10 protein-coding genes and 2 pseudogenes are annotated in these 10,493 nt (G+C 42.4%); 5 read left to right on the forward strand and 7 right to left on the reverse strand.

The window, feature by feature from the left end; translation table 11 throughout:
• From JQC92_RS23405 to JQC92_RS19015, 5 genes and pseudogenes are all read right to left on the reverse strand, one after another.
• Positions 1 to 74 (reverse strand): annotated as a pseudogene (locus JQC92_RS23405) (tyrosine-type recombinase/integrase); the annotation flags it as partial.
• Between the two features lie 507 nt (positions 75 to 581).
• Positions 582 to 1,763: an aminoacetone oxidase family FAD-binding enzyme gene (locus JQC92_RS19000; RefSeq protein WP_205001126.1), complete on the reverse strand. Its 1,182-nt coding sequence runs from the start codon at positions 1,761 to 1,763 to the stop codon at positions 582 to 584.
• 96 nt (positions 1,764 to 1,859) lie between these two features.
• Positions 1,860 to 2,873 carry an NAD(P)H-dependent glycerol-3-phosphate dehydrogenase gene (gene gpsA, locus JQC92_RS19005; RefSeq protein WP_205001127.1) on the reverse strand — a complete coding sequence of 338 codons (1,014 nt, stop codon included), beginning with the start codon at positions 2,871 to 2,873 and terminating at the stop codon, positions 1,860 to 1,862.
• Between the two features lie 5 nt (positions 2,874 to 2,878).
• Positions 2,879 to 3,379 carry a protein-export chaperone SecB gene (secB, locus tag JQC92_RS19010; RefSeq protein WP_205001128.1) on the reverse strand — a complete coding sequence of 167 codons (501 nt, stop codon included), beginning with the start codon at positions 3,377 to 3,379 and terminating at the stop codon, positions 2,879 to 2,881.
• Positions 3,380 to 3,667: 288 nt separating this feature from the next.
• Entirely contained in the window at positions 3,668 to 4,102 is a 435-nt protein-coding gene (locus JQC92_RS19015) for a rhodanese-like domain-containing protein (RefSeq protein ID WP_129944688.1), read from the reverse strand.
• Positions 4,103 to 4,345: 243 nt separating this feature from the next.
• Between JQC92_RS19015 and gpmM the strand changes: the two genes are divergently transcribed.
• The 5 genes from gpmM (at position 4,346) to JQC92_RS19040 (ending at position 9,648) form a co-directional block, all read left to right on the forward strand.
• Positions 4,346 to 5,878, forward strand: a complete 1,533-nt coding sequence (gene gpmM, locus JQC92_RS19020; protein WP_205001129.1) for a 2,3-bisphosphoglycerate-independent phosphoglycerate mutase — start codon at positions 4,346 to 4,348, stop codon at positions 5,876 to 5,878.
• A 102-nt stretch (positions 5,879 to 5,980) separates the two neighbouring features.
• A complete protein-coding gene (locus JQC92_RS19025; RefSeq protein WP_205001130.1) occupies positions 5,981 to 7,123 on the forward strand; it encodes a murein hydrolase activator EnvC family protein in 1,143 nt (380 codons plus the stop codon).
• A 47-nt stretch (positions 7,124 to 7,170) separates the two neighbouring features.
• Positions 7,171 to 8,364, forward strand: coding sequence for a S41 family peptidase (locus JQC92_RS19030; RefSeq protein ID WP_205001131.1), 1,194 nt, complete (start codon positions 7,171 to 7,173; stop codon positions 8,362 to 8,364).
• Positions 8,365 to 8,395: 31 nt separating this feature from the next.
• Entirely contained in the window at positions 8,396 to 9,169 is a 774-nt protein-coding gene (locus JQC92_RS19035; protein WP_205001132.1) for a divergent polysaccharide deacetylase family protein, read from the forward strand.
• A gap of 101 nt (positions 9,170 to 9,270) precedes the next feature.
• Positions 9,271 to 9,648, forward strand: a complete 378-nt coding sequence (locus JQC92_RS19040) for a hypothetical protein (RefSeq protein ID WP_205001133.1) — start codon at positions 9,271 to 9,273, stop codon at positions 9,646 to 9,648.
• A 38-nt stretch (positions 9,649 to 9,686) separates the two neighbouring features.
• On the opposite strand, the gene JQC92_RS19045 is transcribed toward JQC92_RS19040, so the two are convergent.
• Positions 9,687 to 9,938, reverse strand: a complete 252-nt coding sequence (locus JQC92_RS19045) for a YkgJ family cysteine cluster protein (RefSeq protein ID WP_205001134.1) — start codon at positions 9,936 to 9,938, stop codon at positions 9,687 to 9,689.
• Positions 9,939 to 10,003: 65 nt separating this feature from the next.
• Positions 10,004 to 10,369: pseudogene (locus tag JQC92_RS19050) on the reverse strand (endonuclease); the annotation flags it as partial.
• Positions 10,370 to 10,493: the final 124 nt, after the last annotated feature.

Here is a 10,493-nt window from a genome sequence, read left to right on the forward strand (position 1 = left end):
TGCTGAGTCAGGTTATCAGGGCAGCGGTCAAAATGGGTGACGATACGCCGAACCGCACGACTGTAACCATCAATGGTCGCAGGGCGCTTGCCTTGTAATGTTAAGTTGGTAAGATGTTGTTCAAAAGAAAATCAAAGCGTTGTTGTTCGTAAGGGCTCATAGCCATACTCCTAAACGTTGACAGCGATATTGCTGCCAAAGAAGTATGAACGATAGCGTTGATTGATATGATTAATTGTTGTTTATCAGCAGTTTCTGCCGCAAAGCGGCTTGGTTCAATAAGGGCAATTAAACGGACAAAAAACCGTTGGCTTCTTGCTCATTCTTCGCTAATTTCAGCCAAATGGTTTTATTGCCGTTTAAAATAGCGTTACACGCTAAGAAGTAAATGTGTCATCTGATGATTGCTACAGAAATACAAACTGGAATACTACGATCGAAGAACATTTTTACTCAAAGTTGAAACGAGCGAGAACACAAAAGTATCAATATTTAGTTATTCAAGCTCTTACTTTGACAGTAAAGCACCCAAGAGTAGTTTAAATGTAACTTGTCTTCATATGTAATCTAATAGACTACAACTAACAAGCTTGACCGCACGCTACGCCAGCGCTCCAAGCGAATGAGAAGTTAAACCCGCCTAAATGCCCTGTAACATCAATCACTTCACCAATAAAATACAACCCAGGAATTTTCTTAGATTCAAAGGTTTTAGACGACAGCTCGTCGGTATCAACCCCGCCTAGGGTAACTTCTGCGGTGCGATAACCTTCGGTATTGTTCATCAGTATTGTCCAATGATGAACTTGCTGGCAAATTTGTTCACGCTCTGCGTGGATCAGTTGGTTAAGCGATTTTGCCAAAAGAGTTTCGTCAAACAAGGCTTCTAGTAATCGTTTTGGTAACCATTGCGCTAACGCATTTTTTAGGCTTTGTTTTGGCGTTTGCTGTAATTGCTTTTCAAGCAACTCAGCAAGATCTTGGTTTGGCAGCAAATTAATGTCTATTGCTTCGCCAGGTTGCCAGTAATTGGAGATTTGCAAAATAGCAGGGCCTGACAAGCCTCGATGGGTGAACAGTAAGGCTTCACTGAATTGCGTGCCGTCTTGTGCGGTAATGGTACTCGGCACTGCAATCCCCGATAACTGCTCAAACTTCTGTTTTGCGTCGCTGTGCCATGTAAATGGGACTAAGCCTGCACGAGTCGGCAATACCGTTAATCCAAATTGCTCAGCGACTCTGTAACCAAACGGTGTTGCACCCAGCTTAGGCATGGATAAGCCACCGGTTGCGATGACCACGCTTTCACAACTGAAATCGCCATTGGAGGTCGATACTTCAAAGGTGTCATCTTTTTTTGTGACCGCTAAAATCTCTGTGCGCAACTGAACTTTTGCGCCAGCCCAATCGCATTCGGTCATTAAGATTTTCACGATGTCTTTTGCCGAGTCATTACAGAATAACTGACCATGATCGCGTTCATGATATTCAACGCCATGACGTTCCACCAGCTCGATGAACTGCTGTGACGGGTAACGTGCTAAGGCTGATTTTACAAAATGAGGATTTGCACATAAAAAGTTATTGGGTTCGACTTTACGGTTGGTGAAGTTACAACGACCACCACCACTGATCAGAATTTTCTTACCTGCTTGCTTGGCGTGATCCAATAACAATACGTTGCGACCTCGATAACCTGCTGATGCAGCACACATTAAGCCTGCTGCACCCGCACCAATAATGATCACATCGTATTTTTGCACTTAACACCCCTTAACCTTTTTACGCTTATGCCTAAACAGTAGGCATAAAAAAAGGCGCTATTTTAGCACCTTTTCATTGCAGTGTATTATCCGAAACTACTTCAGCGTTTCCGCTTTGCGATCTCGACCTAATAACTCTTTTGCTGCTTCCATTGCCGATTTGCCTTGGTATAGCACCTGATAAAGCTGCTCGGTGATTGGCATTTCAACGCCTAAGCGTTTCGCAAGGGTGAACACTTCTTTAGTGTTGCGATAACCTTCAACCACTTGGCCAATTTCAACCTGCGCTTGATCAACGTCTTTACCTTGACCGAGTGCCAAACCAAAACGACGATTACGCGATTGGTTATCGGTACACGTTAAGACTAAATCGCCCAAGCCTGCCATGCCCATAAACGTCGTCGGTTGAGCGCCAATCGCTTCACCTAAACGTGTAAGTTCGACCATGCCTCGGGTGATCAATGCCGTACGTGCATTAGCACCAAAACCAATGCCATCAGACATACCTGCGCCAATGGCGATGACGTTTTTAACGGCTCCGCCTAATTGCAGACCTATAAAGTCTGGATTAGCGTAAACGCGCAAACGTGATGGACAATGCAGTAAATCCACGAGTTCATTAACGAAATCGTCACACTGACCTGCAACTGAAATGGCTGTCGGCATACCTGCTGCAAGCTCTTTAGCAAACGTTGGCCCTGAAAGCACCGCTAGCGGGATATCGTTGCCTAAGATGTCTTTGGCAACATCTTTGAGCAGACGGCCTGTTTCAGGCTCTAAACCTTTTGTAGCCCAAACGATGCGAGCATCATCACGCAATAAAGGTTTGGCTTGCTTTAGCACTAAACCAAACACGTGGCTTGGAACGACCACTAAGACATTGCGACTGGCAGCCATTGCGGTCTGTAAGTTTGACTCAATGATTAAGGATTCAGGAAAATCGATGCCGGGTAGAAATTGATGATTACAACGCTCAGATTGCAAGGTTTCCATGTGTTGAGGTTCATGCCCCCACAACATAGTTTTGTGTCCACCACGGGCTAAAGAAATAGCAAGGGCGGTGCCATAAGAGCCCGCCCCTAATACCGTTATATCGGCTGTATTACTCATTCGAGTTAAGCAGTCGCTTCGTCTGCTTTAGCTTCAACTTGACCGCCTTCAGCTTGCTGTTGACGTTGTTGAACGTACTGAGCAAATAGCGCATCAAAGTTTACTGGTGCTAGGTTAAGTTGTGGGAATGTACCACGACCTACTAGGCTACCCACTGTTTCACGAGCATATGGGAAAAGAATGTTCGGGCAGTATGCACCTAAAGAGTGAGCAAGTTGTGGCTCAGTTAGACCAGCAATGCTGAAGATACCAGCTTGTTGAACTTCACATAGGAATGCTGTTTCTTCACCAACTGTAGCCGTAACCGTTAGAGAAAGTACCACTTCGTATACGTCGTCAGCCAGTTTGTTGCTCTTAGTATCAAGATCAAGCTTAACTTCTGGATTCCATTCTTTTTGGAAAATCGCTGGGCTGTTTGGTGTTTCGAAAGAAAGATCTTTCGTGTAAACACGTTGAATGTTGAACTGTGGCGCTTGTTCTTCGTTGTTTGCTACTTCTTCAGCCATAATTTTTTACCTATCAAAATGTTGTTGCGACTTTTCTTTGAAAGCCATCATTAAGGGCTTGCGTTACAAGAGTAAGATCTCTGTACCATCCCGGGTTATTGCCCAATAATCCTATTGGGTCTCGATCTAAACTGTCTTAAAAACTCAACACAAATGTATTTAGCCCTTATCGACCGCAGGATCAGCTTGCCAGTTTTTTATGACACTTTGAGGAGTTCGTCAACCATTGATTTAAAAACAATGGGTTTTGTTGATACTCCTCAAACTGAAAACTGACCTGACGTTTCCTTATCTTTTGCTTTTTGAAACCGGTAAATTTGCCGATTTCCAGTCACCCATACCACCTTTTAGGTTGTGCACATTTTCAAAACCCTGTGCCACTAAAAGTTGAGCCGCTTGAGACGAGGTAATGCCAGCGTTACATACTATAATGATGGGGGTGCTTTTTAGCTTTTCAAGTGTTGGAATTTGATTATTTTTAATATCTGACATTGGAGCGTGCAGTGCATCAACAATATGCCCTTTACGGAAGTCATCTTTTGAACGAACGTCAATGACCTTTGCATTCTCACGATTAACCAATGTTGTCAGTTCTTGCGGATTAACTTGCTTTATTTTTGAGGTTGCAGATTTAAACGTCATCACAACAACGGCCACAAATAAACCAATCCAAGCCATACATAAAATTGGATGAGCTTGGAAAAAATGAATATATTCTTGCATGTGTTTTCTTCGCTAACTGGTTGCTATTTACTGATAAGTCATAAAGTATACATTCTTTAGCCATGAAAACGTAGTTGATTAAATGAGATCTAAACCACTCATTTTTATTGATGTGCTTTTGACATAACTCGAGATCGAGTACAATTAATCCCCTTAATTTTGAAACTTGTGTGTTTATCCCTTTGCGATTTAACCAGACGCAAAGGCATAAATTCATATTTCTTTTTCAATATAGGTAATACCATGACAGCTGCTAAGCGCCCTTTGGCTCTTTTGATCCTAGACGGTTGGGGGAATCGCGAAGATACCCATATGAACGCCATTTATCATGCAAATACACCCGTTTTAGATAAATTAAGCGCTGAGTATACGACCAGTTTAATTTCCGGCTCAGGTGATGATGTAGGTTTACCGCACGGTCAAATGGGTAACTCTGAAGTAGGTCATATCAACCTTGGTTCTGGTCGTATTGTTTATCAAGAATTAACCCGTATCAGCAAAGCCATCAAAGATGGTGACTTCAACCAAAACGAAACTCTGTGTACTGAAATTGATAAAGCGATTGCGGCTGGCGGTGCTGTTCACCTTATGGGTCTGCTATCACCAGGTGGTGTTCACAGCCATGAAGAGCATATTGAAGCAGCCTGCAAGTTAGCGGTTGAGCGTGGCGCAAAACAAGTTTATCTGCATGCCTTTTTGGATGGCCGTGATACACCGCCACGCAGTGCGATGGACAGCCTTAAACATTTTGATGCGGTTTTTGAACGTTTAGGCGTGGGTCGAGTTGCGTCTATCATCGGCCGTTATTATGCTATGGATCGTGATAACCGTTGGGAGCGAGTTGAAAAAGCGTTTGATCTTGTTACTCAAAGCATTTCTGATCATCAATACGATTCAGCTTCAGAAGCATTAGAAGCCGCTTACGCTCGTGACGAAAACGACGAGTTCGTTGCTGCATCTCGTGTTGGTGCTGAGTACCAATTGAATGATAATGATACATTGATATTCATGAACTTCCGTGCCGACCGTGCACGCCAGATCACTCGTAGCTTTGTAAACGCCGATTTTGATGGCTTCGCACGTAAAGTATCACCAAAAGTGAACTTTGTGATGCTGACAGAATACGCAGCGGATATTAAAGCGCCAGTGGCATTCCCGAAAACTGATCTAGTGAATACGTTAGGCGAAGTCCTCCAAAATGCTGGTAAAACTCAGCTTCGTATTTCTGAAACTGAAAAGTATGCGCATGTGACGTTCTTCTTTAATGGTGGTAAAGAACAGCCATTTGAAGGCGAAGATCGTATCTTGATTGCCTCTCCAAAAGTGGCCACTTATGATCTTCAACCAGAAATGAGCTCTGAAGAATTAACAGATAAGTTAGTTGCAGCGATTGAGTCAGGTAAATACGACAACATCATTTGTAATTATCCTAACGGTGATATGGTAGGCCACACTGGTAATTTTGATGCTGCTGTTAAAGCTTGTGAAGCGGTAGATGCGTGTATTGGCCGAGTAACTGAAGCCTTAGCAAAAGTGGGCGGCGAATGTTTAATTACGGCTGACCACGGAAACGCAGAACAAATGGTCAATAAAGAAACGGGTCAAGCTCACACGGCACATACCAGTGAACTTGTACCTCTAATTTACTTTGGTCGTAAAGCCAATATCAAAGAAGGCGGTCGTTTGAGTGATTTAGCGCCAACGATGTTGCAGTTGATGGGTGAGGCAATTCCAACGGAAATGACAGGCCGACCTCTGATAACCATTGAAGAATAATTTCTAGTCGATACAATAAAAGTGCCACTGATATCAAATGATACGGTGGCATTTTTTATTCACAGCAATTATTTTTGGTATTGAGGAAGGAAGCAGAGTTTGATGCAAGGTTGGTATCGCCCTTTTATTATTGCATTTCTACTACTTGGCTTTAATAGCCTCTCTTTTTTTTCCTATGCTGAAACCATTGCCAATAGACAATCACAGCTTAAAGACATTCAAGCTCAAATCGATGCTCAGCATTCTGAATTAAAAAGTACCCGCAATCAGCGCAACCAGCTACAAAACCTGTTAAAGAAAGACGATGTCGCCATTGGTAAGGTAGCTAGAGCCCTCAACAACAGTCAAAACAAACAACAAGAACTTAACCGAAGCTTGGTTAAGTTGGAAAAAAAACACGCCAATCTTGAAAAGTTTAAAGTTTCTCAGCAAAAAACCTTAGCAAAACAACTCGAAAGTGCGTATTTATCTGGTAACCATGATTACGCAAAAATGCTCCTGAATCAGCAAGATCCTGCCAGTATCGAGCGGATGCTGACGTATTATCAGTATTTGAATAAAGCCAGAATCAACGCCATTGAGACACTTAAAACCACCATTACTGATTTGAATGACACCCAAACTCAGTTGGAAGCTCAAAAAACTGAATTAGCGAAAGTCATCGAAACCCAAAAACAGCAAGCGAATGCACTTGGTAAAGAAAAATCACAGCGTAAACAAACACTCGCTCAGCTACAGCGCACCTTATCAAGCAACAGTGAACAACTTGAACAACTGCAAATTGAAGAAGCCAGTTTAAAACAAATCATCGAAGAAGCCATTCGAGAGGCGAAAGCACAAAACTCATTAAGCGGCCTAGCCAAACACCGAGGCAAGCTAAAGTGGCCAACACGAGGCCGTCTTGCTCATCGCTTTGGCGCCAGTCGCAGTGGCCAATTGAAATGGAAAGGCGTGTTAATGAGTGCACCGGAAGGGCGAACGATTCGCTCAATTGCTGCAGGAAAAGTCATCTATGCCGATTGGTTAAAGGGCTTTGGTATGGTGATTGTGATTGACCATGGCAAAGGCTATATGAGTTTATATGGCCACGCTCAAGCTCTTTTACACTCGACTGGCGACACCATCAAGCAAGGTGAAAGTATTGCATTAGTAGGACAATCGGGTGGACAAGCCGAACCCGGTCTATACTTTGAAATACGATATAAGGGGAAAGCCGTAAATCCTGCGATTTATTGTCGAAGTTAGTCATGGTTGACTGACTAAGCTGTTCTCCACATGCAACGGAGAGCAGTATGAGTCGATTTGCGCACAGACTATCCTTAATTCTTCTAGGTGCCTTAATGGGCATATCCATCACCTTAATAGCCAAAGAGAATGTGCCTCAGCCAGATGCACATTATGATCTGCCATTATTAGCTGACGTCATCGACAGTGTTGAAAACTATTATGTTGACCCAGTCTCACGCAAACAATTGATCACAGCTGCGCTAAAAGGCATTTTTGCTGAGCTTGACGGTTACTCTGAGTTTTTAACGCCGACAAAAATTGAAGAACAAGAAGGGACTAATCAAGGACAATACAAAGGTTTTGGCTTTGAGGTTGATGCCAAGAGCAAACAAATCACCGTACTCAATGTTTTTGATGATTCACCCGCTGATAAGGCTGGCGTACTTCCAGGCGACAAATTATTAAAACTGAACCAACTGAATGTTCAGCTGGACAGTCAAGAAGCTATCTTAGATCAAATCCGTGTCGCCGGAAAAAAGAATACGACAATTGAATTGACCTTCGCTCGTGACAATAGCGCTGACTATAACATTTCACTCATACCTGCAGTTATTCATATCGATGCAGTAGAAACACAGTTGCTCAGTAACAGTATTGGGTACATTAAACTTAACGGGTTCCAAAATAAGACTCACGACAAGGTACTTGAGTCATTAGCGCGCTGGCATAAAGAGCCCTTGCAGGGAATAATTATCGATTTACGCAGTAATCCTGGCGGTCTGCTGCATCAAGCGATTAAAGTTGCAGATCTGTTTATTGATAATGGCGTCATTGTCTCCACTCAAGGACGCTTCTCAGAAGCAAACAGTATCTACCATGCAACACCAATCAGCTTTTTACCTGATGTGCCCATGCTTGTGATCATTGATAAACATTCTGCTTCAGCTGCTGAAGTATTGGCTGCAGCACTACAACAAAACAAACGAGCAAAACTGATCGGTGAAAAAAGCTTTGGTAAAGGGAGTGTTCAAGGAATGATCCCTACTATTAGCAACCACAACCGGGTTAAATTAACCATCGCTAACTATCTGACTCCAAAGGGAGAGAATATTCACAAACTCGGAATTGTCCCTGACATAAACCTTGATCCAGACACTGGTAAAAAAGCGCGGAGTACGCCTATAATCAATGATAACGATAGATTGGGTAATGACCCCGCTGTATCTCAAGCCATATTATGGATTACTACCAATTCTTAAGGTTGAAACTCTGGAGCACAGTCAGTTTTTAATGGAATATTTACGACGGCTACAACTTGCTTCACTGTTAGTACTAGCATTTGTGTGCGGTCTCAGTGAAGCCGCACAAGTCGCACTGATCATTGACGATATTGGTTATAAGAAAACGGATCATCAAGTACTCGCATTGCCAACAAATGTCACTTTGTCTGTTCTCCCTTTTACACCGTTAGGTCAACGGATTGCTGATAAGGCCAATCAACAAGGGCATGAAGTGATGCTGCATATTCCTATGCAATCATTGCAAGGTAATAGGCTAGGTAAAGGTGGACTGAATAACGACATGGATGAAGCGGAGTTAACGGGCATACTCGAACAGGCTTTAGCTGACATTCCCTACGCTAAAGGTTTAAATAACCACATGGGTAGCTTACTCACACAACTTCCTCGTCCCATGCACTGGACAATGGCGACCCTGCAAAAGCATCGTCTGTTCTTTATTGATAGCAGCACCACTAAATATACTGTAGCGCGAGATATTGCGCAGCAATACCAAGTACCTCATATCAAACGTCACGTATTTTTGGATAATAACCTTGACCCAAAATCACTGGAAAGCCAGTTTAAGCATCTTTTATGGTTAGCAAAGAAAAGAAAATCAACCGTTGCGATTGCGCATCCTCACAAGGAAACATTACGCTTTTTAGTTGCGAATTTAGATAGGCTAAAACAAGCTGGAATTGAATTAGTACCCGCTTCAGAAATGTTCAAAACCATACCGAACAATACTGGTTTCCAAAATGTAATTTCAATTAAAAAACAGTAATTTGACAAAGCAGCTTAGACCGAACATTAAAATAAATTAACTTTAAAGTCATAGCGTTAGAATAGATAATCAAAGACAGAATACTGTATTGGTGTAATACTATGACTGCAAACTATACTTTGCTTCAAGCTCCCAGCGTGAATTGGAATCCTACAACGCACGAACTGGAAGCACTCAATGAAGAAGCAATATCACATGCAAATGCTCATCAACAAAGGTTAGGTGAGTTTGAGAATGGCGAATTGAAATATACCGTCAACTATGTAGGTGACGGTAATAAAAAGAAAGACTCAGAAGTCAAAAAGTTCATCACCCAGAAATATCCTGATGACTTATTAACCCTTAGACAGAAACAAAAATTTGTAGGGTCCAAAGATTCATCACTTTCAAAGGCTTTGACGTTGGCAATTTCAGGTAACACAATGGAAAGTATTGTTGGAAAGTATTCGCTAGGAGCAGCCTCTGGTGATCTAATTTAAATCTTGATTTGTCGTTCAACGGCTTCAAATTAACCGCTTCAACCAGTCACGCTCTCCCAATAGGCAATGATTTCCATCGCTTGCTGGTTGGTTTCACCACAAGCATCTTTAGACGCTTTAAAGTCCTCACACACTTTAGGTCTATCTGTGCGACCAAAAATCTTGCATAAATTTTCATCCGATAAATTTATGCATCTATCGCCTGCTTTTTTACCATTAGGCATACCAGGAATAGAGCTTGAAATAGACGGAGCAATACAACATGCTCCACAACCTAATCGACATGGCATAATGGACCGTAGGAGATAACAAAAATCATATTCTACCATCTCCCACCATTTTACAGTGCGTTTAATCAGTTACACTGTGATCCGAAAATACTTTGTGCCCAAGCCGGATTATCAATGAATGGGTTACGATTTAATTGACGCTCATCAATCCGTGTATTTCTTCTTTGCTCCCAAGCGCTAACAGGATCTTGTTGGTGCCATTTAAGCAAAATGCATACATCACCAAGCTCTGGTTGACCATTTGATGTAATGCCCTCTACCACTGATAAATCAGGTGTACCTGAATTATCAGAACCTTGATAACGTACATCCATATAAAAAATCATACGGGCAACATCACCTTTAACATCATTGCTTGGTTCAAAGCTGTCACTGTCTGCTTTGGTACCCGGTGCTTCGCCTATAGCTGAACCGCCCACTGCTAAATCTTTAGGCTCATATCGGGTTCAAGACTGCTAGGTAACCAATAGTTGAATGAGTGGCTCAAGCAGCCCTTTACCTCGTAGGCCAGCATTGTGTACAAACTCAAAAAAACCAAGATATAGAGGGAGTTTT

It is taken from the genome of Parashewanella hymeniacidonis (assembly GCF_016900895.1).
GTDB classification, from domain to species: Bacteria; Pseudomonadota; Gammaproteobacteria; order Enterobacterales; family Shewanellaceae; genus Parashewanella; species Parashewanella hymeniacidonis.

Coding starts and splice junctions, on each gene's coding strand:
- JQC92_RS19030 (WP_205001131.1), top strand. CDS start 7,171: ATGAGTCGATTTGCGCACAGACTATCCTTAATTCTTCTAGGTGCCTTA.
- JQC92_RS19045 (WP_205001134.1), bottom strand. CDS start 9,938: ATGCCATGTCGATTAGGTTGTGGAGCATGTTGTATTGCTCCGTCTATT.
- gpmM (WP_205001129.1), top strand. CDS start 4,346: ATGACAGCTGCTAAGCGCCCTTTGGCTCTTTTGATCCTAGACGGTTGG.
- JQC92_RS19040 (WP_205001133.1), top strand. CDS start 9,271: ATGACTGCAAACTATACTTTGCTTCAAGCTCCCAGCGTGAATTGGAAT.
- JQC92_RS19025 (WP_205001130.1), top strand. CDS start 5,981: ATGCAAGGTTGGTATCGCCCTTTTATTATTGCATTTCTACTACTTGGC.
- secB (WP_205001128.1), bottom strand. CDS start 3,379: ATGGCTGAAGAAGTAGCAAACAACGAAGAACAAGCGCCACAGTTCAAC.
- JQC92_RS19015 (WP_129944688.1), bottom strand. CDS start 4,102: ATGCAAGAATATATTCATTTTTTCCAAGCTCATCCAATTTTATGTATG.
- gpsA (WP_205001127.1), bottom strand. CDS start 2,873: ATGAGTAATACAGCCGATATAACGGTATTAGGGGCGGGCTCTTATGGC.
- JQC92_RS19035 (WP_205001132.1), top strand. CDS start 8,396: ATGGAATATTTACGACGGCTACAACTTGCTTCACTGTTAGTACTAGCA.